At 52.6% G+C, this 22,886-nt stretch carries 24 protein-coding genes; 9 read left to right on the top strand and 15 right to left on the bottom strand.

Annotated features, from left to right (window positions below; all coding sequences use genetic code 11):
- Positions 1-268 precede the first annotated feature (268 nt).
- Positions 269-697 (top strand): hypothetical protein, encoded by a 429-nt coding sequence (locus K1V27_RS13875; protein WP_258930633.1) that lies wholly within the window; start codon positions 269-271, stop codon positions 695-697.
- A gap of 154 nt (positions 698-851) precedes the next feature.
- Positions 852-1,490, top strand: coding sequence for a hypothetical protein (locus K1V27_RS13870; protein WP_258930632.1), 639 nt, complete (start codon positions 852-854; stop codon positions 1,488-1,490).
- Between the two features lie 61 nt (positions 1,491-1,551).
- Here K1V27_RS13870 and K1V27_RS13865 read toward each other — a convergent pair whose 3' ends face one another.
- The 10 genes from K1V27_RS13865 to K1V27_RS13820 form a co-directional block, all read right to left on the bottom strand.
- The gene (locus K1V27_RS13865; protein ID WP_258930631.1) at positions 1,552-3,075 is read right to left on the bottom strand and encodes a B12-binding domain-containing radical SAM protein; all 1,524 of its coding nucleotides are present in this window, start codon (positions 3,073-3,075) and stop codon (positions 1,552-1,554) included.
- A gap of 213 nt (positions 3,076-3,288) precedes the next feature.
- Positions 3,289-3,978 (bottom strand): monofunctional biosynthetic peptidoglycan transglycosylase, encoded by a 690-nt coding sequence (gene mtgA, locus K1V27_RS13860; RefSeq protein ID WP_435051670.1) that lies wholly within the window; start codon positions 3,976-3,978, stop codon positions 3,289-3,291.
- A 123-nt stretch (positions 3,979-4,101) separates the two neighbouring features.
- A complete protein-coding gene (locus K1V27_RS13855; RefSeq protein WP_258930629.1) occupies positions 4,102-5,928 on the bottom strand; it encodes a diphosphate--fructose-6-phosphate 1-phosphotransferase in 1,827 nt (608 codons plus the stop codon).
- 311 nt (positions 5,929-6,239) lie between these two features.
- Positions 6,240-6,641 carry a pyridoxamine 5'-phosphate oxidase family protein gene (locus K1V27_RS13850; RefSeq protein ID WP_258930628.1) on the bottom strand — a complete coding sequence of 134 codons (402 nt, stop codon included), beginning with the start codon at positions 6,639-6,641 and terminating at the stop codon, positions 6,240-6,242.
- Between the two features lie 208 nt (positions 6,642-6,849).
- Positions 6,850-7,809 (bottom strand): YheT family hydrolase, encoded by a 960-nt coding sequence (locus K1V27_RS13845; RefSeq protein WP_258930627.1) that lies wholly within the window; start codon positions 7,807-7,809, stop codon positions 6,850-6,852.
- A gap of 75 nt (positions 7,810-7,884) precedes the next feature.
- Entirely contained in the window at positions 7,885-8,541 is a 657-nt protein-coding gene (locus K1V27_RS13840; RefSeq protein ID WP_258930626.1) for an HAD family hydrolase, read from the bottom strand.
- A gap of 147 nt (positions 8,542-8,688) precedes the next feature.
- Positions 8,689-9,126 (bottom strand): PilZ domain-containing protein, encoded by a 438-nt coding sequence (locus K1V27_RS13835; protein ID WP_258930625.1) that lies wholly within the window; start codon positions 9,124-9,126, stop codon positions 8,689-8,691.
- A 22-nt stretch (positions 9,127-9,148) separates the two neighbouring features.
- On the bottom strand, positions 9,149-11,683 hold the full coding sequence (locus K1V27_RS13830; RefSeq protein WP_258930623.1) for a mechanosensitive ion channel domain-containing protein: 2,535 nt from the start codon (positions 11,681-11,683) through the stop codon (positions 9,149-9,151).
- A gap of 376 nt (positions 11,684-12,059) precedes the next feature.
- On the bottom strand, positions 12,060-12,488 hold the full coding sequence (locus tag K1V27_RS13825; RefSeq protein WP_258930622.1) for a complement resistance protein TraT: 429 nt from the start codon (positions 12,486-12,488) through the stop codon (positions 12,060-12,062).
- Between the two features lie 181 nt (positions 12,489-12,669).
- Positions 12,670-12,942 carry a DUF2845 domain-containing protein gene (locus K1V27_RS13820; RefSeq protein WP_258930621.1) on the bottom strand — a complete coding sequence of 91 codons (273 nt, stop codon included), beginning with the start codon at positions 12,940-12,942 and terminating at the stop codon, positions 12,670-12,672.
- Positions 12,943-13,517: 575 nt separating this feature from the next.
- On the opposite strand from K1V27_RS13820, the gene K1V27_RS13815 reads away from it, so the two are divergent.
- Together K1V27_RS13815 and K1V27_RS13810 are read left to right on the top strand one after the other, a co-directional pair.
- Positions 13,518-13,811, top strand: a complete 294-nt coding sequence (locus K1V27_RS13815; RefSeq protein ID WP_258930620.1) for an HU family DNA-binding protein — start codon at positions 13,518-13,520, stop codon at positions 13,809-13,811.
- Positions 13,812-13,982: 171 nt separating this feature from the next.
- Positions 13,983-14,291: a hypothetical protein gene (locus tag K1V27_RS13810; RefSeq protein WP_258930619.1), complete on the top strand. Its 309-nt coding sequence runs from the start codon at positions 13,983-13,985 to the stop codon at positions 14,289-14,291.
- A 182-nt stretch (positions 14,292-14,473) separates the two neighbouring features.
- On the opposite strand, the gene K1V27_RS13805 is transcribed toward K1V27_RS13810, so the two are convergent.
- Positions 14,474-14,632: a hypothetical protein gene (locus tag K1V27_RS13805; protein WP_258930618.1), complete on the bottom strand. Its 159-nt coding sequence runs from the start codon at positions 14,630-14,632 to the stop codon at positions 14,474-14,476.
- Between the two features lie 333 nt (positions 14,633-14,965).
- Between K1V27_RS13805 and sppA the strand changes: the two genes are divergently transcribed.
- Positions 14,966-15,949, top strand: coding sequence for a signal peptide peptidase SppA (gene sppA / locus K1V27_RS13800; RefSeq protein ID WP_258930617.1), 984 nt, complete (start codon positions 14,966-14,968; stop codon positions 15,947-15,949).
- A 171-nt stretch (positions 15,950-16,120) separates the two neighbouring features.
- Here the strand turns inward: sppA and cooS are convergent, their stop codons facing one another.
- Both cooS and K1V27_RS13790 read right to left on the bottom strand, forming a co-directional pair.
- Positions 16,121-18,079, bottom strand: a complete 1,959-nt coding sequence (gene cooS, locus K1V27_RS13795; protein ID WP_258929200.1) for an anaerobic carbon-monoxide dehydrogenase catalytic subunit — start codon at positions 18,077-18,079, stop codon at positions 16,121-16,123.
- Between the two features lie 478 nt (positions 18,080-18,557).
- The gene (locus K1V27_RS13790) at positions 18,558-19,844 is read right to left on the bottom strand and encodes a CBS domain-containing protein (protein ID WP_258930616.1); all 1,287 of its coding nucleotides are present in this window, start codon (positions 19,842-19,844) and stop codon (positions 18,558-18,560) included.
- 171 nt (positions 19,845-20,015) lie between these two features.
- Here K1V27_RS13790 and K1V27_RS13785 point away from each other — a divergent pair, with 171 nt between their 5' ends.
- Positions 20,016-20,258: a YMGG-like glycine zipper-containing protein gene (locus K1V27_RS13785; protein ID WP_258930615.1), complete on the top strand. Its 243-nt coding sequence runs from the start codon at positions 20,016-20,018 to the stop codon at positions 20,256-20,258.
- 100 nt (positions 20,259-20,358) lie between these two features.
- Here the strand turns inward: K1V27_RS13785 and K1V27_RS13780 are convergent, their stop codons facing one another.
- On the bottom strand, positions 20,359-20,508 hold the full coding sequence (locus K1V27_RS13780) for a hypothetical protein (RefSeq protein WP_258930614.1): 150 nt from the start codon (positions 20,506-20,508) through the stop codon (positions 20,359-20,361).
- A gap of 318 nt (positions 20,509-20,826) precedes the next feature.
- Here K1V27_RS13780 and K1V27_RS13775 point away from each other — a divergent pair, with 318 nt between their 5' ends.
- From K1V27_RS13775 to K1V27_RS13765, 3 genes are all read left to right on the top strand, one after another.
- On the top strand, positions 20,827-21,492 hold the full coding sequence (locus tag K1V27_RS13775) for a CDP-alcohol phosphatidyltransferase family protein (RefSeq protein ID WP_258930613.1): 666 nt from the start codon (positions 20,827-20,829) through the stop codon (positions 21,490-21,492).
- Complete coding sequence (locus tag K1V27_RS13770) at positions 21,489-22,049, top strand: nucleotidyl transferase family protein (protein ID WP_258930612.1); 561 nt, start codon at positions 21,489-21,491, stop codon at positions 22,047-22,049. Before K1V27_RS13775 ends, K1V27_RS13770 begins: the two co-directional genes overlap by 4 nt.
- Before the next feature lie 61 nt (positions 22,050-22,110).
- Positions 22,111-22,404, top strand: a complete 294-nt coding sequence (locus K1V27_RS13765) for a hypothetical protein (RefSeq protein WP_258930611.1) — start codon at positions 22,111-22,113, stop codon at positions 22,402-22,404.
- Positions 22,405-22,424: 20 nt separating this feature from the next.
- Here the strand turns inward: K1V27_RS13765 and K1V27_RS13760 are convergent, their stop codons facing one another.
- Positions 22,425-22,835: a YidH family protein gene (locus K1V27_RS13760; protein WP_258930610.1), complete on the bottom strand. Its 411-nt coding sequence runs from the start codon at positions 22,833-22,835 to the stop codon at positions 22,425-22,427.
- Positions 22,836-22,886 lie beyond the last annotated feature (51 nt).

Below are 22,886 nucleotides of genomic sequence, written 5' to 3'. Positions count from 1 at the left end.
GCGTCCTCGCCCGAACCAATCAAACGGCCAACCCTTTCACAGAGATCGCAACTGCAGCAGGGAGCGTTCTCTGTGATTTTTTTTCGGCCCGCCACCCGCACGCCACGTCTTCCCATGTGCGCATGGCCCCTGTGAAGAATGGAAACATCGCGGTGTCTCACAAAATTTCCTCAAATCCCTGCGGCCCGTGGCTTGTCACTTCTCCCTTCCATGCTTAAAAGACTTTCAATAGATGGTTACAGAACGACAGGCTAAAGGAGGTTAGGCCATGAGAGATAAACGCAGTTTACACCTTAAGGTGCAGGAATTGTGCGACTGTTTTGCGACGTCGGACCCTCTGAGAGAAATGTCTCTGGTGAAAAAGGAACCCGACAAAGCCGAAGGTGCTCTGAAATGGGTGGCGCTGGCAGTGTTACACGGCATTAATGACAATGCCAAGAAGATTACCGTCACCAAAGCCAAAGACGGCAAGATCACGGTGAAGGGCAAATATTATACCTGCGAACTGCCATCTCCCGGCGCGGATGTGGGCGATCAGATCTTTCAGGTGGTCAAGGAGGTCGCGCATATGGAAGGTGAAGGCGGGAAAGTACCCTTGGCCTTGGGAATCCGGGACAGCAGCATCCAGGTTGAGGTGAAGATGGAGCATGATGATGGTGGAGAATCGTTGAGCATTAAATTCCCCAAGAGCAGGTAGCCGGGGGGACCATCATTGAGCTTGATAATTCGAGATAATCTGCTAAGTTGACGTGTCAAGAGCGGTGAAGAACCAAACTTCAAAAGCCGATTCGTTCCAATCGCGGCGCGGACCAAGGGGGCGGATCGGCTGATCATTGATGGGGAAATGTGAGATGCCGATGTTACGAATTGCCTGTTTTTCACTGATGGCTTTGATGGCCGTGAGTTTGATCTGGCCGGGATTTGTGCATGCAGAGGTTGCAGCGCCGCATGAAATTGCCGGTTTTCGTTTGCAGAACCACATCGATCAATATGGCGATCGGATTGATAAGAAAAGTGCCATTTCAGTTCGAGATATGGCCTACTTGGAAGAAGTGGATGTGATGGCCCCGGCGGGCTTCAAGAGTGGTTACCTGGTTTACGGGAAATGCGCACACCCCGGCCATATCGTAAAAGTGAGCATGAAATATGCGGATTCCAGCAAGGATTTTTTCGATAAGCTGCTCGATCGTTTCAAGAAAAAATATGGAGATCCTGCCGAGTGGCGAGGCGATCCGTTTCACGTCTATGTCGCCTGGAAATGGTCATTCGTGGACCGGGACAACCGCAGAATCAGCATGATTTTGCAGCATTACAGCGGGGACGAGGATGTTTACAAGAACGGCAATTCGGTGAAGCTGTCCATGTACGAGCTCATCGAGCAGGAACAAGCATGTTACGCCAAGAAACACCCGCAGGCGCAGACCCCATCGGTGGAGCAGCCCCAGGTGCCGGGTAAGGTTGACATTGATGATCTGGTGCCGATTCCTTAAAGGTTCCACGTAGATCCTCCGATCCACACAGTCTTGGCAATGCAGGGCGTGTGCCCGCATATCAAAGGCCATCGCAAAAAAACGGTGCATGGTTGCTGGTAAAAAACGGCGGGTCCCTTCTCAAGATGGAGGCGACAGCCGGGTGCCGTTTGAACTCTTTGTCGAGAAATTGTCTGACCAATCCTCGGTGCCAGCCTTGGGGATGAACAAAGCCCGTATAGAGAGAAAGATCGCCTTCATACGCCGGTTGTGTTGCGAGTTCATGGGTATCGGGAGCGTACACGGGCAGGTTGAATATGGCAAGATTCAAGAAATCGATGTATTCGCTGTGGGCCGCGGTAAAATGAAGAGTCTCCCGTGCCGTCTCCGCCGTTTCCGAAGGCGTTCCAAACAGCAAATATGCATACGTTGCGATTCCTGCTGTTTTGATTGTGGCGAGCGCCGTTGCCGCCATTTCAAGATTCACTCCCTTGTGCTCACGATCCAACACATCCTGGCTTCCCGATTCCAGCCCCAATTTCAGCATGACGCAACCGCAGCGTTTGAGCGCTTCACAGAAATCCTGGTTAATGAAATGTTGAGTGATCCTGGCGAATCCATACCACGGCACCCCTGGAGGATCCAGACACAAGGCTTTTAACAGCGCAGGACTGAGGGCGTTATCCAACAGATGGATCAGTACCGGCCTGGTCTGCGCAGTGAGGGAGTGGAGGTCCGCTATGGCCTGATGGACGGGTACCGGCACATAAGGATTCTTTTCAGCCCGTTCCGGGCAAAATGAACACCTGTTCCAGTAGCACCCGGCGGATGCGCTGTAGGGCAGAATGAACCCGGGAGAAAAATACTCGTCGCCAGGCAGTGCCTGGTATTCCGGCCTGTAAAGAGCTTCTTTGTCGGCTTCCACACCCAGAAAAGACAGCAGCGCGTGCTCCCCCGGTCCGGCTGCCAGGTGATCCACCAATCCACCAAAGGGGTTCACCCAGTCAGGCTTGTGCATCCACGAAGTGACCAGCCCGCCCCCGACGATTAGTGTGAGTTCTGGAAAATATCGCCGCAAAAAACCGACCATTGCAAAGGTGCATAAGGCCTGGCTGAGAAAGTTCAAGGAGAAACCAACCGCCTTCCTCGGGTTGTTGCACAGAAGCTCAGTCAGTCGCTTGCTGAAATAAGAAAAAAAAGGATTATCTTCGGGCACCTCCGCCGCATGCAACAGATCGCCGCTGCGCACTGGCGAAAGGTTGTGTTGTTGATAGTTGGACAAGCTCACACCGGCTGCAAAAGATACCGAAGATGCCTCCAGTACGCGATTTAAATCAAATACTGTCCGTCGGTACCGATCACTATTTTGGTAAGTTTGCCGCTCCTTGAGGGCAGTGAGATTCCTGTGAGCGTTCCGGTATGCCCTTTTGGTCCAACGATCCGAGCCTTCCCCGGGTCGTGTCATGAGATAAACAAGCCCTTCCAGATTTGCATCGAGCAGTTCATGCTCCACTCCATGGCGGCTCAACATTCCCGCCAGTCTGGCAATCCCGGCCGGCGGTTCGCAGGCTTTGGTCACGGGAGGATGAACTAACAGGAGGGACAATTGGATCTCCGGTTATATACTGTTAAAGAAATTGATTTCGGCTTCCAAGTAGGCTGGGTTGAAGTACGAAAGCCAGCAAAATAGGCGTTGAGTTTCGTTACGCGAAACGTGTGACTCAACCCAACAACACCAAAAACATTGTCTTGGAAGCTATAGACATGGCCAACGGCAGCGTTTCTCGGAGCCCTCAGCAGCGCAGTCTTGCAGTCGAGTTCATAATCCGGCCAGATAACTACTGCCTCCCAATTGACTCATCTGCTTCAGTATCCAGCGTTGCCGGTAGCGTACATAACGGGAAGGTTTGACAACCGAGTATTTTCCCGGGTTTGGCAGCACAGCCGCGATGAGTGTCGCCTGTTGGCGATTCAGACGGCTGGCCGGCACATCGAAATAGACTTCGGAGGCGGCTCCCATGCCAAATGTTTTCTCCCCCGTTTGGGCAAGGTTCAAATACACCTCCAGAATACGCTGTTTGCTCCACGTCAGCTCAATGAGTAGTGTAAAGTACGCCTCCAGGGCCTTTCTCAGATAACTCCGGCCGGACCAAAGAAAAAGGTTCTTTGCCACTTGTTGACTGATGGTGCTGGCTCCCCGCAGCCGACCGCCTTTTTTGCGCTCATTCCAGGCATGCCCAATGGCTTCAAAATCAAATCCCCAGTGGTTTGGAAAATTTTGATCCTCGGCAGCGACGACGGCCATCTTGGCGTGGGCAGAGATGTCCGCATAATCGACCCACTGGTAATGGATCGTGTCGCTGGTCGAGGAGAACAGTTCTCCGAGCGTTTTCTGGAGCATGAAGGAAGAAGTTGGAGGATCAACCCACTTCAATATCAGGACGGAGAGGAAGGTTGCTGCAAACACAATGATGAAACTCTTTGCAGCAGCTCTCAGCAGCCACGCCAACCGCCGGCGGGAAGATCGGTCCGCCCGGGTTTTCTGCGCATGTGAAGTCCTGTCGTCGGCTGTAGCCCGGACATCCTCTGCGTTTCCCAACGTATTTCCCTTACCAATTCTCTTAAACTTGCGCTAATCTACTCCAACGACTCGCTCCTCACCCAGATCGAAGGACTGGTAGCCGGTATAGCCCTGATTGAGGGCTACCGAGATGGGCATCTGCCTGCTCGTCGGTCCCCAATGCTGAATGGGTCCCGGACTGCTGAACAGATCATCCATGGCCCACTTGTCACGGTTTTTCGCAAAGACCTTGAACGCAGGCGAAGAAGTGTTCACCAGGTCCTTTGCTATGACCAGTTCTTCTCTGCCCTTGCGAGTCTCACAGGCGATGAGGCCGGATATGGGAAGAGCCAGCACTCTGCCACCCTTGTCGAAATCGGTCACGGATGCCATGTAGCCGGTTTTTCCCTGGAGCACCAGTGACCCCGCGGCCAACCCCAAATTGAATGTAAAAGCGGCGTCGAATGCAGTCGGTTTGGCACTGCGTCCCTCATAGCCGAGAAAGTGAGACTGGGTCGAAAAGCTAGCCGCCTTGAACTGCTCAATCTGCCGATCGGTGGCTTCAATCTTGCCTTCGCCGTCTCCGAAGAACCTATGCGTATGTCGCTTGAGCTGAGACATCCTATACCTGATTTTCTCGATTAACAGCTTTTCCGTTTCAATTTGGGAAACCTTGACATTGCCATGATCGTCCCGGTCCAAAATGAGCATTTCCTCAATGTCATCGGGAAGGGAAGCCATTAGCTGTGCCGACTGCGGGGTCAACAGGGGATAAATATATTCCTGCTTGTTCTTGAGGGTCGGCAGATCCTTGATGTCTCTCTCATATTCGGCGAGAACATGATTGAGCTCCTGAATGAGGGATTTCATTTCCGGAATGAATTCGATCAGTCCCTCGGGAACCAGCACGACTCCGTGGTTGATGCCCTTCAGCCGACGTTTGGCAATGATGTCTGCAACATATTCCACAACACTTTCAAGGGACATGTGCTTTTCCGCAATTTCCTCGGAAATGAGGGTAATGGCAGGTTTGGTCTGCAACGCAACTTCGAGGGTTATCTTGCTTGCGGTGCGTCCCATGAGCTTGACGAAATGATAATATTTGACCGCGGAGGCGGCATCCTGGGTTAAATTCCCGACAAGTTCCGAATACACCTTGGTGGCGGTATCAAACCCGAATGAAATGGGAAGATATTTGCCCACCGCCATATCACCGTCAATGGTTTTGGGAATGCCGACAACGCTGCAGTCGACCCCTTCGCGTAAAAAGTATTCGGCTATGTAGGCGGCATTGGTATTGGAATCATCGCCGCCGATGATGATCAATCCATCCAGTTTATTGTTCACAGCCGTTGCTTTGACTTTGGCGAACTGCTCCGCGGTCTTCACCTTGGTCCTGTCGGTGCCAAGAAAATCGAATCCTCCGGTGTTGATGATGGCCCTTATTTGCTCGCTGTTGATTTCGAACAGGTCTCCGTTAATCAGCCCCTTGGGGCCTTTTCTGATGCCCAGCAGGGTACCGTCTCTTCCCAAGACGGCCTTGAGACCGGCGAGCACGTTGTGACCGCCCGCTGCAGGCCCGCCGGAGAAGAGCACAGCTACCCGCTTGCCATCGATGCGGGGCGCACTTTTACCAGGAAACGCCTGCAGAACAATGTCCTTACTTTTTTCGATAGATCGGGTAAATTCTTTGGAGGTCCGTCCGTGATCCTCACATTGAAAAATCATGTCGGTTTCTTTGAAAACTGCCGGGGCAATGCGGCCCTCTTGACTGACGAAGACAGAGCATACGGGAATGGGCAGCTTGCGGATCTCATCTTCAAAAATAGAATGCTTTCCTGCTGTACTATGAAAATGCTCTAATGAGTTGAATGAAGGATTAAATTGATCGGATGCCATCTCGAAACTCCTTATCATGCTGGATTATTCCACCGCTGTTGCTGACGTGGTTCAATGCTGCGTACCAGCCTCGCTGCCCCTGCGCTGAAAAACAATGCAACCAGATGCAGCCGGGGGTTGTCTCTCTCCCCATACCTTGTTGCCCGGTGGGTACCTCCCCTCGTGCAATTCAACTGTGGGCCGTCGATGGTTTTTGAGGCACTTATTGTGACAACAGATTGATTAGGTTTCAAGGAAATATGAAGGACTCAACTTGATCTTGAAGACTGCAGGAGCGGTCCGGCCCAAGCGGCCGGACCGTGCAAATCAGCCTAATTGATTTCAACGGGCGGGTTGCCCGCTCCAATGAGAGGCAGCACTTCCTCCACTTTGAAAAAAACCAAAAACAAGGGTCCGCGCTGCGCTTCGCCGTCTGCGGGATATTCTTTGCGACGGAGGGTATAGAGCAGCTCGCTGTCCTGTTCTTCACGCAGCTTGGTCAGGTACAGTCGCACCCCCTTGTAGCCGGCGCCCTCTTCGATGAAAAGATAGGCCGCCTTGGGGTTGGACTGGAGATTGTGGTGAGTCAGACGATCCCGCATGATGAAGGCTACGGTATGATCTTCCATGACGTGAGGCGTCGCGTAGACAGCGATATCGACTTTTCCAGCCGCATCGGCGGTCGCCATGACTCCATGCCCTTTTTTGCCCACAAAATACTCGCTTATCTTCATTGAAACTCCTCCTTGTGATTGTACTCAAATGAATTGCAGGTGTTCCTTTTCCAGCCCATAAGTGCTCCCAGCTAAATTAAGCACTCTCTATGAAAAGGGGAGGAGCCCCTCTCGATTTGCACCGATCAATCCGGGGTTCGCACGGCCCATGATCGGTTTCGATGAGCGCAAACAACGAACAAGAAACATTACAGCGGGTCGGATTGAATCACACCTCGATGAATTGCATGGCCCGCTGCTCAGACCAGTATTCTCCCGCCGGATTAAAATCGATGAAACCGACATGCCCTCCTGATTCAGGTATTTCAAGATAGAGATTCGGATTGTGCTGCGCTTCTGCCAGGGGAAAACAGGATGGAGCCAGGAAAGGGTCATTTCGGGCGTTGATCAGCAGGGCGGGGATCGATATGTTTTTCAAGAACTGCTTGCAGCTCGCTTTTCGGTAGTAATCCTGTGCGTTCTCGAAGCCATGCAGAGGTGCCGTATAACGATCATCAAATTGCTGGAATGTCTTTATCTGCCGGTAGCCGATGTCATTGATCTGAGCGGGCATCAGGCGCATCTTATTGCGAATTTTGTGGTGTAATGTTCGAAGGAAGCGGATCATATAGATGGTATTGGAAAATTCGGCCATCTTGATGGACCCTGCGCGCAGGTCGCAGGGGACGGAAAACGCTACCGCGGCTTTTAGAGCTGCAATATGAGGCGACCTTTCACCCAGATACTTCAAAGTGATGTTCCCGCCCATGCTAAACCCTATGAGGACAATGGCTGCATAGCTCTTGCGAGCCTCCACGTGCGCAACTACCGCATGCAAATCTTCGGTTGCGCCGCTGTGGTAGAAACGAATGGATCGGTTGGGTTCTCCGCTGCACCCTCGAAAGTTCCAGGCCAGGGCATCCCAGCCCCTGCGATTGAGTGCCCGAGCCATGCCGAGAATATAGGACCTGTTGGAGTTGCCTTCCAACCCGTGGCTAAGAATCGCCAGCCGGTTTGCTCCCGTAGTCGACCAGTCCAGATCAAGAAAATCATCGTCTGGAGTGCTTATTCGCTCCCTTTGGTAACTGACCCCGTGCACTTTCCGGAAGAGAGCGGGAAAGATGGTCTGAACATGTCCATGGGAAAAAAATGGCGGAGGTGAATAGCTGGATGGAGAAAATAAGGGCATCGCTCGGTCGCATCGTGTGAAGTTCAAACGCATCAGCAGGTACTGTTGACAGCAGGATGTTGCGGCAAACGAAAATCAGGACGCCAGCAGGTGGAGAATTTCCACAGGCTTTTCAACCAGCACTTTGGCTCCACTGCCAAGTAATTCGTCCGCCTCCCGAAATCCCCACAAGACCCCAACCGCATACATGCCGGCCGCATTGGCCGTCAGCATGTCGGTACTGGTGTCGCCGGCATACAGCAGCGCTGAAGGCGGGATATTCATGCTCCGACTGATTTGTAAAGGTATCGTGGGATCGGGCTTCTTGGGCACTGATGGCCGCGCTCCCACAACAACCTCAAAGGGCCAGCGCGACAAAAACCGGTTCACCGTAATTTGCGTGAACTCATCCTGTTTGTTTGAGAAAATGGCCATCTTGATGCCGCGCGCCGCGAGCGCGGTCAAGAGCTCCGGTATGCCGGTGTAGGGGTGCGTTCTTTCCATCCATCGTCTGCCGTATTCTTCCTGCATGGCCGCAACACACTCGGAAAGCAGCGGTTGATCCCTCCTGTTCTGCGGGATCGCCCTGCGGACAAGGCTTTCCATTCCATCTCCAACAAAATACCTGTAGGATTCCAACGGATGTTGCGGAAAACCGTAACGCTCCAGAACACGGTTCATTGCATTGCCAAGATCCTCGAGTGTGTCCAGTAGAGTTCCATCCAGATCGAAAAGAATACCGTGATATTGCACGCTGGCTCTCTCCCAATTTGTTCTCACCGATTCAATGTCGGCCTGAAACACGCAACCTTGTCAGGCAGAACCTTCAGCGTCATTCAGCTGATGTGCCGCCAAGAGTGGCTGGAACACTGCCTGGTCCGATTCCATGATGGTCCCCGGTCAAAGGGCCTTTATTTTTTCTTGGAGCAGCACCTTGCTCTCCTCAGGCATATCACAAAACTCAATGCCAACGGTGAAAAGCTGCTCATCCTCCTCGCGGTTATACCAGCGCAGAATAATGTTTGAGCGGACTTCTCCTTCGGGCATTTGAATTACCATTTCGAGTTCATCGGGATTATTGTCAACCATCAGATGGTAGCTTCGCAAATGCATTCGATGTAGAAGGATCCTTGCACCGTTTGGCGATATCTCGATCACTTGGGCCTGAAGTCGTTCTGTCACACCAACAGGAGTACAATACAGGGAAGCCTCCCAGGCTACAGCTTTTCGCTTGCGCCGGCGTCGCTCGGTAAAGGGCCACATTGCAAAGATGCTCTCCTCTCTTTCGAATAAGCACAACTTCATCACTCGAGAAACCTGCATATCAGGCGGTTCCATTTTGCTGCCTCACGAGCAGCCGTCAGTTTTTGTTATCCGGTTCATCTTTTTTCAACCTGCCGGATAATTCGGGCGTTATCGTGCGTATATGGATGTCCCGTTGCGGAAACGAAATTTCGATCTCTCTTTCGCGAAATAACCTGTCGATCTCAAAGCGAATTTCCGTCTCAACCGCAAAAAAATCAGTTAACGTGGACCAGAAGCGCAAATCAAAAACCAGAGCGCTGTCGCCAAAGTCCGAAAACAACACATCGTATTTGGGATATTTAAGAACCTTCGGGTGGTTGTTGGCGATTTCAAGCAATGTGTCTTTCACCCGTTGAACGTCAGAACCATAAGCCACCCCGACCGTTACGCTGCGTCGCAGCCTGGGGTCTTTAAAGCTCCAATTTACGACCTGGCTGCTGATGAAATCAGAGTTGGGGATAATGAGTGAGGCATTGTCGTAGGTTTGAACAACGGTCGAACGAAAGTTGATTTTGTTCACCGTGCCCCATTTTCCGCCAATCTCGATCACTTCGCCCACTTGTATGGGACGTTCGAAAAGCAATATAATGCCGCTTATGAAGTTGTTGAAAATGTTTTGCAGCCCAAAGCCGAGCCCAATGCCCAAGGCACCGAAGACAACCGCCAAAGACGTTGAGCTGACCCCCAGCGCATGAAGTGCCGCAAGAATACCGAGCATCCAGAGGACATAAACCGATAGGGTCGCAACAGACTCCTGCAGACCCTCCTCCAGGCCACTGCTGGTGAGGATTCTTTTCTTGAGTGTCGGACGCCAGAATCGAGTTGCAGCCAAGGTAAAGGCCAAGATGAGAAAGGCGTAAGCGATGCCCAACAGGTTGAGCCGAATCTCGCCAAGTTCAATAGACTGATTGAGGACATGGAAAAAGCCCAGAACCATAGCTTTCGTGGCCCCCCACGCCATCATCAAGAAAGCGGTCAGGAATCCCAGCCAAATGACCCCTAGAAGTCGGATCAACAGCCAACCGGCGTGATGCGTTTCTTTTCTCTCGGAGAGAGGCACCAGAGTAACGGAATGATTCCATTCCAGCAGCGCGAGGAGCAGCAATGCGGCCCAAATCGCCACGACAATGGATCGTCCCCAGGAAGCGTACCAGTAAAGGGCGAGTTGTCCGTAGCCGGCCAATTCAAGCAGAAAGCCTCCCAAGCCCACACAATAACCCCAGCCGATGACACCGGTTCTTAACGTGGAGAGTTGTTTTGACGACGTCAGCACTGAATTTGCCGAGGAATACTGAAACCTTCTCCAGAAATGTACGGTCCAGATGATCAGGTAGAGTTCGAAACCGATGCGCGCCAGGGCAAGAAATATGCTGGTAGTGCCGAGGTTCCACTGCAGGACCAGATAGGGGACGGCAAAACTGCGAATCGCAAGCATGAGTCCGCGAATCCCCGTCAGCAATTGCTGCGGAACCTGCAGCCAGTTCGAACTTCTGATCAGTTTGGCGAGGTCCAGCACCCAGCGGGTGAGCAACCAGGCCAGCAGCGAGTCGATAATGACCCAAATAAAAGGGAACCCGGAAGTTACATCCTGCAGCTGCACATATCCGTAGAGGAACAAGACGGTGCCGGCAAGGGGCGAGGATTGGCGAAAAAGGTCGAGGGTGAGACAGAGCCAGGGTCTCCGTTCCTGCAGCCGCTCTCTCCAGGCGGCACAAAGTTTACGCAGGCGAAAAATGAGAAACTGAACGATGACAAACAACAGCAGGGCCTTGATGAACAGAAGTCCGCCAGCCTTCCACACATTTCTCAGTTGCTTCACCCAAAACTCGCTGGCAGACACCTGGCGGGCAACATTTACGATCTTTTGCAGGTCGCGGGAGATTTCTTCCCAATCGATGGATATAAAAACATTCTCGTTTCTGCTGAAGAGGTCTTCCTTTTGTTTTTCTTCAATCTGCCGGTCATAGTTTTTCGCCAAACTGTCGATGGACTCCTGAACCTCGGTCAATTGACCGACACTCTTCAGGTAGATGGCCTCCATATTGGAGGTGGTTTGAAGCTGTTCGGAAATGGTTTTGTTGAGTGCCTGCAACTGGTCAAGAATCGCTTTGCCCTCACGCGTGCCGGTAGCGGTCTTTTTGATGATTGCCAGTTGCTGGTTGTTATAATCGTATTGTTGTTTCTCCTCTTGGTTCAGCTTGCGGACTATTTCCAGGTTGTCCGTGAGGCCCACCAGACGTGAGGCAATATCCTGGATGATCGTTTCCAGTTCGGCTCTGACCTTCTTTAGTTCCTCAATCGGGGTTTGTCGATGCAGCAGGTTGCTATAGGCCGATGCAATCACTTTGTAGGCGGTGATTTCAGTATCCAGGGTTTTGGTAGCAGTCCGCACCTGACCCAGTCGTTCCTTCAGTTCATCGAGCTCTTGCCGTTCTGCGGTGAGGCTTTTGCCGAGGGCATTGCTGAGATCCTCCGCTTGCAGCACCTGGCTGGAAGGGTTGTCCCCGTTGCTCTGTTGAGCGTGCGCCTGCCCCATGTGTAACAGGAACAGTGAAAGCAGCAGAAGGCTATAACAGATCCGTGTTGACAATGGTTTGGCAGCTGCACATTGCCTATGCATAAGGTGTTGCCCGCAAGATTCTTTTACGCTCCTGGTAAATACAAAAAAATATTGAATCAGTTGATGTACCGCAACTTTCGGCACCCGATGCGGGGCCGGTATAGCAAAATGCCGGAAGTATGAGCCTGAGAAAAGCAGCCAACGGCTGGGGCCATGACCAATCCGGCATTCGGCAAAAACCGTAACCCTTCACCATACAGCCCTTTTATGAACCGCAAAGGCGCAAAGAACGCCAAGGCTGCAGCGGTTGTGTCCTTTGCGGAGGGCTCTTTGCGTGACTTTGCGTCCTTCGCGTCTTGGCGGTGAACGGTTACAAAAAACCAGGTGATATTCCTGCTATCCTGACCTAATAGGGAGGATCGCACACCTCCCGTTCATAATCAGCCACCACCTGACCGTATTCACGTACGATCGTGCGCACCGTCCGGCACCGGTCACGGCTGCCGGAACTGTAGGACTCGTAACCGGGTGGGGGTGGTGCAGGGTCGTAATAGCGCGACGGTGGAGGCGGCGGTGGAGGCCCTTCAGCATAGTAGGGCCGAGAGTTCTCGATGGCGGTTCCTGCCAGGTAACCGGCGGTCAACCCTGACAAACCCCCGAGTGCCGCACCCATGGGATCGCCACTAATGGCATAGCCCATTGCTGTGCCCAGTGCACCCAATCCGAAGGAAGTCGTGGCAACTCGCTCATAGCTGCCGGGAGCAGTCGCGCAACCCGAAATAAAAACCGGCACCACCACCAGGAGGAAAAGGAACTGCATACATTTTTTCTTCATCTTTTCACCTCTCCCGCATTAGGCCCAAATTCCTTTTGATAGGCTCTTATCAATTTGGATAATAAACCGACTCGCGGGTTAAGTCACCGAAAATTCTCCATGTGAGTGCTCGTGCAGTGCGCGAGTTCGTCCAATCATGAAAGATCCCTCTCCTGCAAGGGAGAGGGGAGCGAACCAGCACTTAGTAGCCTAGACCGAAGTCACCGGCCCGCCCGAACGCCTTGACTTTGCCTTCCTTGAGCTGGACGAAATAATCGTCTGTCATGAATCCCCCCCTGTAGAGCCTGTAGTTCAGGTACTCGAGATCTCCTTTGGCGCTGGTGCTGGTGGGCTGACCCACTGCTGCAATGACCTCTTGCTTCGTCATTCCAATGTTGACTTGGTTCATTCTGCTGGATGAGGCACAGCCAAACACAAACAGAACCAACACGGTTAGCGTCATTAATGTTTTCATCTGTTCTCCTTCTGAGTCGCGTTACATCTGGTGGAGCACGCTGCACCAATATGAACAAAAGTCTGTCTCATAAAACACCGCGCCTGCAGAGTATAATTTTAGGGCAATTTTGTAAATAATGTCGTGCGGGGTGATCAAATTAGATGGGGTGGGCGTGCAATTCCGGTTTGGGAATCAAGGTCCACCTGCAAAGCCGCGCAACGGGGAGGGGTGGTTGTCGTTTCGCGCGGCGTGATCGGCCGCTATGGGCGCACCTAAAAGTGCATTTATTGCTTGACAAGATGCGCGGACGTAAGTTTAAGTGTGATCGGTTAGCGTCGGACGAGTTCCAGCTGTGTCCTCCTGTTTATGCACTAGCATCGCGTTAAACTGATTCTGGCGGTCTAGAACACCCCACCGTTGCTCTTGCAATATCTACTCCAGTCGACTGTATCGGGCTTTTTGGCGCAAAGAAGGAGTTTTGGCAAGCCGAGCAGCAGCGTCTCATCCAAGGCTTCAAAAGCATTTGCTTTTAGAAACATAATACGTTTGGAAGTCAGGTTATTGGACACTAACAGACAGGGCAGGAGGAGAACATGACGAAGGCTGAATTAGTGGACAGGATTGCCAAAGACTCTGAGATCACTAAAAAAGCGGCTGGTGCGGCACTTGATTCGGTAATGAGCGCCATCAAGGAAGCGGTGAAGACGGGCGATTCGGTAACGTTGATTGGTTTTGGGACTTTCAAGATGGTGGAGCGGGCAGCCCGAGAAGGTCGCAATCCGAGGACAGGGAAGAAGATGAAGATCCCCGCCACAAATGTAGTCAAGTTCAGTGCAGGAAAAGCCTTCAAAGAATCGCTCAACGAAAAAAAAAGGAAGAAGAAATAAACGCCTAATTAAAAACGAGAAGATCCGACTTCAGGCAGTGCTTGAGGAAAGAGAAAAAGCCGGACGTTGCAACGTCCGGCTTTTTCTCTGGCACCACAACCACTGAAATGTGAAGGACAAGGGGGTGCGGTCGACAGCCCCACATTTGACAAATGTTTTGGATTTACTTGCATGGCCCTGGTTTTTTGTTTTAATGTTCATAGACGGGTTGGAGGTCGAGCAGCACAAGAGAGTTTAGACCCAGTTCTTATATCCAATTGGCTACGAATCAATTTGATTGCAGAAGGAGAACAGCAGATGACCGAAAAAAGGGAAGTTTGCAAATGCACAAAATGCGGAAACGAAGCTGAGATGATTATAACGTGCGAATGGGTTGATACTGAAGTCTCGCCGGGAGTTGCCAAACAGCGGCAAAAAGAAACGCGCAAGTGCACCCTGTGTGGGAATGAGGCCGACATGATTATTGATATGGACAGTTGATCCCGTTCATCTTCCCCATGATCCTTAGTCAAGGCTTTTTGCTGGATCCGCCCCGGGCAGTCGCACGGTTATTGATATGAAGGACTGACATTCCGACAAAACAACAGCTTTTCATCCATCGCACCGGTGCCCCCCTGGTTGTCTCTGTCGCCAAGTGAGACAGTAACAAAAGGGGGGGACTATCACTCTTCAATGCGAATTATCACCTCGGTATCCTTAAGCACCTTCTCGATCTCGATAAAGTTGTCGACGAATTTTTCTGTAGGTATTTTCGACATTACGACCAGATAGGTGTCGGCATCAATAATATCTCCTTTCTTGAACTTGAATACGTACTCCACAGCATCTTCCTCGTCAGCCGTTAGTTTAGGTCTGTGACATCAATAGGGGCTCTGGTCGTCACCAGGATTACCAGATGCTTTTCATCCACGCGATCCATGAGAAGCGGTCTACAAATGTGTTGACCTTGCCGCCGTCACCCCCTTATATTTTCTATTTTGCAGGAGAAATCAGAAGCCGTTAAATTGTCTGAAATGTTATCGGCAGGGGCCAGGTGCCTTGTTTGTTTACAACCATGCGTCGTCGCGTGCCGGATGAGTCTACTGCTCTGTTCGCAGGCATCATGGAGAAGCCGACATTTTTTTCAGCCCGACGAATAAAAAGTAGCGGCAAACATGATAATTTATAAATTTGCGATCATTACGTTAACGATGCTGTCTATTGCTGCCTGTAGCCCCAAAATAAACATTTTTCCGGATACCACCAAGCCGTTGAAAGAAAAGATTTTACAGGGTTCCGGCAAAGACAAAGTGCTCCTGGTGCATATCAGAGGATTTATTTCCGACACTCCGGGTACATCCCTCTTTCAGCCCAAACCCAGCATGTTGCAGGAAATCGTGGCACAATTTAGACTGGCCCAGAAGGACGACCACATAAAGGCGGTTGTGCTGCAAATCAATACCCCGGGGGGGTCGACAACCGCAAGTGACATACTTTACCAGGAAATCGTGCGTTTCAAACGAAAAAGTAACGTTAAAGTTGTGGCGGCCATGATGGACGTGGCCGCATCCGGCGGGTATTATATTTGTTTACCCTGCGATTATATAATAGCCCATCCTACCACCGTTACCGGCTCGGTAGGAGTTCTTTTCATCACTCCGAAAGTCATCGGCCTCATGGCCAAAATAGGTCTCGAGGTCGAGATCAGCAAATCCGGTGAGAATAAAGATATGGGATCCCCTTTCAGGGCAGCAACTGAAGCTGAGAACCAAATCGTGCAGGGCTTGATTGATGAACTGGGGCAGCGATTCATTGACCTGGTGGGCAAACATCGCAAACATGTGAGTCAGGACGAACTGGCCCGGATTGCCACGGGACGGATATATCTCGCCAATCAAGCGTTGAAGGTGGGGTTGGTCGATGAGATTGCCTATATGGATGACGCCGTTTCCAGGGCAAGGGAGCTCGCCGGACTGCCTGAGGATGCTAAAGTGGTGAGTTATAGAAGAACCGAATACCCTGATGACAACCTGTATAACACCGCTACGTCGGAACATCGGGACCAGAAAGCCAGCTTGATCGATACAGGCTTTCTTAATATTTTCTCCTCGTTGCCTAGCGGATTCTACTATCTTTGGCTTCCTGCAAACCAGCAGTGATTAGGAGAACATCGCAGGAATGGCCTGCGCACCCCGTCGGGTGTTCGCGGTGAAGGATGGAGCCATCAGACTGTTCTACAGGGGGGATCGGCTGATCCCCCCGCAAGCGTCAATTTATTGTCAACCGTTCCATCGGTTGCGGCAACTGTTTCCGCAGGCTGCCACGCGGCCTTAGGCCCTGCGGTCTTCCATGCTGAACAGCTTGCGTTCGCGCTCGCCCATGATGCCCAGGGCCTCGCGCTTCTTGTCGATATGGGCGATCATCTTGTGGGCCATATCGTGCGGATCGACCGCGAAATCCCATTTGCCCATGCCCATCTCTTCCAGGCCCTCGAACAGCAGCTTGTGGAACTTGGTTCCCTCGATGCTCGGGAAGGTCACACCAAAAATGGTGTACACACCGGAAGCCACAAAATAATGGCCGATGGAGATGGCCTTCTCGCTCATGTACTCGGGCGCCGCCCCCGCTACCGGCAGATCGGCGATGCTGTCGCCCAGGCCACCGATCTTCACCATCTCGGCACAGGCAATCAGAATACGGCTGTTGTCCACACACGACCCCAGGCTCAAAACCGGCGGCATGCCCACCGTCTCGCACACTTCCCGCAGCCCGTCACCGGCCAGTACCGCCGCATCCGGCTTCATCAGGCCGGCCTTGGCCAGAGAAATCTGCGAACAACCGGTCTGCACCACCAACACATTGTTCTTGATCAGCTCCTTGACCAGTTCCACATGCACGTAGTCATGCTTCACGCGCGGATTGGTGCAGCCCACGACGCCCGCCACACCGCGAATGCGCCCGTTGATGATGTTGTCGTTGAGCGGGGTGTAGGAAGCCCGGAAGGTCCCTCCCAGCATGTAATTCACGTACTCATGGGAAAACCCGTGAATGCCCAGATCGCGGCGCTGCGGAATGACAATGCGGGCCGGACGGTTCTTGAACCGCTCAATGGCCATTTCCACCACTTTGTTGGTGCACTCGCTCGGGGTGTGCTCATGAAATTCGATGTGGGTCGCCCCGTCGATCTTGGCGCGCGGATTGGTGGTGAAAAACTTGGTGCCGTAGCACTCGGACAACTTGGAGAGAGCCTGCATGATGCACTGCACATCCACCGCCATGGCGTCCACCGCGCCGGTGGCAATGATTGCCTCCGTGCTCATGAAGTTCCCCGCATGGGGCACCCCGTGACGTCCCAGCACCTCGGCCCCGGAACAGCACATGCCGAGCAGCTGAATCCCCTCGGCTCCCGCCGCCTTGGCCTTCTCGATGAGAGCCGGGTCATTGACCGAGGTGATCATGGATTCAAACAGATTCGGTTCATGGCCATGCACGATGATGTTCACATGGTCCTCTTTCAGATAACCCATGTTCACGCCGGCCACCAGCGGCTTGGGCGTGCCGAACAGAATGTCGGAAATCTCCGTGGCCACCATCGAGCCGCCCCAACCGTCCGCCAGGGCCGTTCGCGAACACTGCTTGATGATGTTCTCATAGTCCTGATCCACGCCCATGTGCGTGCGGTGCATGATTTCCATGATCTCGCGCATGGAGCCGCGCGGCACGATCCCGTGCTTGCGCCAGGTCTCCAAAGTCTTGGCCGGAACCCGGCTGACAAATGGAATTTCCCCCTCAACCTGCGTGTAGGTCCGCTCCAGCTCCTCGTAGAGTTCCTTGGCCACCTCCATGGTCGCGCGCCCCACCACCTCGATGCCCACACTCGCCGCCACATCGCGCAGCTTCTCTTCGTCTTTGATCTGGTAGTCTTTGATCCGGCCGTTCACCACCTCACGGAACACGTCCAGCATGGACATGCCGTGGTCGGTGTGCGCCGCACAGCCGCTCGCCACCATCCTGGCAAAATTGCGGCCCGCTATGGTGTCGATGGTCGCCCCGCAAACCCCCACCTTGGAATAGGGATCCTTCGGGTTCAAGCGGCAGGGACCCATGAAACAGTGCTTACAGCATGCCGAATCGGCCCCGATCGGGCAGGCCTTCATGTCCGCCGCGCGGCTGAACGCCGTCTCTACCCCGTCCTTGGCCGCGATCTCCAGCATCTGAATGGTCGCTTCACAGGTTGACATATCCCTGAAGTTCAGTACCTTCACCTTTTTTTCCTTTTCTTCCGCCATGATATTTTTCCTTTCCAGAGGTTTTGGCTGCACTCGGAAATCAAACTTATTCCGTGCTGCGAATAATTCGCAAATTCCGTGCCGGATGTTCAGTTTAGAAAATATTATATATATGTAAGATACTTATATTGATTCAAAAGATTCCACGCGGACCTGGATATTCCAATATGGAATAGTAATGACTCCATTGTGGAATAGTCAGCGCTGTCCCGTGGGGGGTACAGGGGGGCGGGAACGATTGTTGCGACTTGAGCAGGCATAAAAAAAGAGAGCCGGGAAGGAGGGGGAAAACCCGGCTCTCCTTGGAGGAGGAAAGAGTTGCTTTCCGGTTTCTATTGTATCAAGTGTCTCAAATTAATCAAGTGAGTCCATCAATTTTTTTAACTATCACAGAATATTGGTCCCTTGCGGAAAAGCAAACGCCTGTGCTCAAAGCGCTCCCAATTCGGCCGCCGTGCTTTCCTTGCGGGTTTGGTTTTCACAGGTCATAGATGTGCAGCATCAAGTCTGCCCGCGTCACCACTCCGACCAACCTGTCTTGGGCCATAACCGGCAGCAAACCCACCTCCTCCTCTTTCATCAACCGAAGTGCCTCTCCGACAGGCTGGGCGGGATGCAGCACCGCAAACTTCGTTTTCATGAACGCCTTTACGGGAGCCCTCAGCTGCGAGTCGGATTTGGCTTTATTCACTTCGGCGTCGGAAATGATGCCCAGTAATACGTCTTGATCGGTAACGACTGCGGCATGCACGTGCTTTTTCTGGAGAAGAGCACGTGCCTCCAGTATACTGATACCGGCGCGCAGGCAGAGCTGCGGTTCCGACATGATTCCACCGACCAGCATTGCCGGGCGCTTGGCAAGATCGATCAGATCAATCAGATGGCGATAAACTTGAGCAGGATGTTCGCTTTTCACCATGGCAGAACCGGCTGCCGGATGGCCCCCGCCTCCCAGCTTGCGCACCACCGCCCCCACATCCAATCCCGTGCCGCCGCCGCGTCCGATGACCACACACCGGTCACTCTCGTTACAGAAGATGCCAAAAGCTGCATCCAGGCCCTTGAGCTCCTTGTATTTTGTCACCACTGACGCCAGCATGTTCATCCCCCTTTCGATGGGTAGAAAAGAAACCCCCACCCGGTAGCCGGAGACTTCCAACACCTTTGATGATTCCAGCATGAGTGTAAGAAGTTCGGTTTGGTCATCATCCAGCGAGATGGAAAGGTATGCCGCAGCAACGTTCAGGTCGGCTCCATTGTCCAGCAGGTAGCCTGCGGCATAGGCATCGTCCTTGGTTGTAGAGGGGTAGGTCAGGTTGCCGGTGTCATCATACAGACCCATCAGAAATAAAGTCGCCTGCATGGGCGCAAAGGCGCAGCCGCGCCGACGCATTTCACTCAGCATAAGAGTTATGTTGGCGCCCGCTTCCTGCCGGCACTGCCATGTTGCTTTAATGTTTCCACCCTGCATATGATGGTCCCACAGGATCACTTCCAGGCCGTCCTCTTTTTCCAGTTTGTGCATGCGATCCAGGCGATCCCAATGATTGGTGTCCACCACAATGAGTCTGGTCACCTCAGAAAGATCCGCTTCATTTCTCAACTTCAGTCGGAAGAGATCCTGGTGAATGGCGAGAAATTCTCTGACTTTCGGCTGGATTTGCGTTGGCAATACCCCGACCGCTCCCGGATATATGAAAGTGGCAGCCACCAACGAAGCCAGCGCATCAAAGTCCGTGTTGACATGAGTTGTTGCTATTTGCATACGTCCTCCCTGGCCGAGGATCGGCAAGTGTGCTCCGGTAATCGATGAAGCGCGGGATTGCAGGGTGAGTCAAAAATGTCCATCCAGACCTGTTCCGTCAGGGTGATTATGGATTACCTTTGTGTTTGCCGCTGTGATGCTTAAGTTTAGAAAAAATAGAGGAGGTCAATCATGAACACAACGAGAAAAGCATTGATGAAAAAGTTTGCCGTTGTCGTCGTCTTGCTGACGATGCTTGTGGGCTGTGCGGGAATGAGCTCGACGCAGCAACGCACGCTGAGCGGTGGAGCCATTGGCGCTGGAACGGGAGCAGCAATTGGTGCTATCTCGGGCGGCTCTCCAATGACCGGTGCCGTGATTGGCGGCGCAGCTGGAGCCGCAGGAGGTTACTTGTACGACAAGTCCAAAAAGTAGCTCTGGGTGTGCTGAGCGATCGTTTCTGAGGCAAAGAAGGCAGAGCCGAATCGACTCTGCCTTCTCCCTGTAGTGATATATTCCTGACAGAGCGGCTCACCTATCCAGCATGGGAAGGCGTGCATTGCTGTACGCGCTCTTTCCATTCTCCGGAGCTGCAGATCATGCACTTTCCAGCGATGCAATCCTCGCTCCCGTGCGGATAGATTTTGCCCTCATGGGTGCAGAATTCCTTGTTTTCTTTTTCCATTCCACACATCTCCTTGTAATCCTACTCTGTTATACTGCCTCACGGTCTCACCGTTATAGGCGGCCCGAGCCGTTTGATTCTATACACCATCTTAATTTATGTATTTTTTTGCTGCTTGCCAGCCCTCGCTCTGTTGCACTAGAGTGGTCGATGATTGTTAACCGACGGCACGGGATGGAATGCCCCGCACCGCTTCTTCTATGATCCGGCTCGCAGTGGGAGCGGCGGAGCTGTTTGCCGGTTTCATAATGCACATGGTCGGCGATAAAGGTGAAGAGTCTGGGCTATGCAAGCAAATGACCTGTATCAGGCGAAAACATGAAGACCGATTGCTGGCAGACTAAGCCGACTGATCGGTTCCTGTTGAAATGGATTAAAGTCCATCTAGCGTCCAGGATCACCCCTCGGCTGCTGCCGTGGAAATGGCTTCGCCCCTGGATGATCACCGTCTTTTCGGCGTGCCTTGGCGTTTTTGCCGGAGTGGTTTTTGCTCTCGGCTGGGCGTGGTTTGCAGGTTGTGTTGCCGCTGTTTCACAAGTGATGGATGGGGTGGATGGCCAGTTTGCGCGGCTAACCGGGCAACAGAGCAGAGCGGGTGCTTTTCTGGATTCGGTGCTGGATCGCTATGCCGATGGCGCTTTGATGATAGGGCTGGTGATCTATTTGATACAAATACCAGTTCCTGTGCCGCTGTGGATGTTACTGGTATTGGGTTCGCTGGCGGTGGTCGGAGGCAGCCTGGTCAGCTACACCACAGCGCGTGCGCAAGCACTCAACCTGGATACCGGCCGTCCAACTCTGGCGAGCAAAGGAACCCGCAGCAGCATCACCATCCTCACTGCCTGGATGAGCCTGTTGTGGAACGGCATGCCCATCATTGCCCTGGTCTATCTGGCGCTGCATCCAAACGCCGTAGTGATGATACGTTTGATTCGCACTTTTCATGACGGCTGTGGAGCTTCGGGTATGGAGGGCGAAGCGTGAGCGAAACAGGTGTCATTCACGGCCGTTTTCAAGTTTTTCACAATGACCACTTGAAATACCTGATGGCGGGCAAGGCGCGCTGCACCCATCTGGTTGTGGGGATCACCAACCCGGATCCCACCCTGATTGGCAAGGATGTCTCCGACCCGCAGAGAAGCAGCCGTCTCTCCAATCCGCTCACGTACTTCGAGCGATATACGATGGTTCGGGCCGTTCTGGCGGAGGCCGGCGTGAGGGGAGAAGAGCTTTCGATCGTGCCCTTGCCCATCAATTTTCCGGAATTGTACCGTTTTTACGTGCCCCTCGAGGCTACATTCTATCTGACCATTTATGATGGATGGGGAAGGCGCAAGCTCGAATTATTCCATTCTCTGGGGTTGAAAACGGAAATTCTCTGGGAAAAGCCCCCCGAGGCCAAAGGCGTGACTGGTGGGCAAGTGCGCAAGCTGATAGCAGAAAAAGGAATTTGGGAGCACCTGGTACCGCCGGCCACTGCTTGCCTGATCAAAAAATGGAACCTGGAGGAACGGCTCAACAAATTAGCCGTCGAATCATAAATTATGCAGTGCATATTACACTTCCTTTTTGACAGGAAGAGGAGCTTGCAGGGGAAAGAACATGATGGATAAATTTGTCTATGAATACGCCATCGAAGCCATTTTCAACGATGGTTTGGAGAAAGTTGTCGAAAGGTGGGATTGCCCCGAATGCGCTGCCAGCTTCATCAAGATCAGTTGTTCAAAGCCGCATCTACGCCAGGATCTTCTGCTGCATAACGAGCACCAGGGCAAGGGATGGAAGATCCTGTCCATCGTCTATCCGGAATTCGATATCGAAAATTCGTGCGAATGTGCCGGTGATAAGCCGCATTTGAAGCTGATCCGCAACGCGCAAAAAAGCGTCGACAGTTAGTTTCGGCCAATACGACTCGGTTAAGGTCTCAGTCCATAAGCGAAAACTTCAACCAGGATGATGACGAGGGCCATCAGTCCGATGCAAGCCAGGGCGATTGAAACCGATGTGCCGAGACCGCTCGGCCTATAGGAATAATCATCGCGCTCAAGAGCTTTCAGTTCGCGGGTGTGCCGCAGGGTGGCCGCGACCACTGCATAAATTCCGAGAAGGATAAAGCACAGGCCGATTATCGCGGTGAACACATGGTGGGATCGCTGCGTACCGAAAACCTGGACGACCTTATAAATGGCGAACCCAAAGGTGATCAGGGAAAGGGATGTACGTATCCAGGCCAGCAGGGTTCGCTCGGCCGCTTCAAAGTTGCGCTGTCTGGCAAGTTCATTGGAGAGGCTGCTAATTTTTCGCTTCTCCCTGAGCTCACCGTCCATTCGCCCCTCCAATCACGCAAGTTTTTCACAGCAACTGAACAACACCGTCTG

Source organism: Desulfoferrobacter suflitae (assembly GCF_022603395.1).
Classification (GTDB): Bacteria; Desulfobacterota; Syntrophobacteria; order Syntrophobacterales; family Syntrophobacteraceae; genus Desulfoferrobacter; species Desulfoferrobacter suflitae.
The sequence above is the reverse complement of the archived record's forward strand: the minus strand, read 5'-3'. Positions and strand labels throughout refer to the sequence as shown.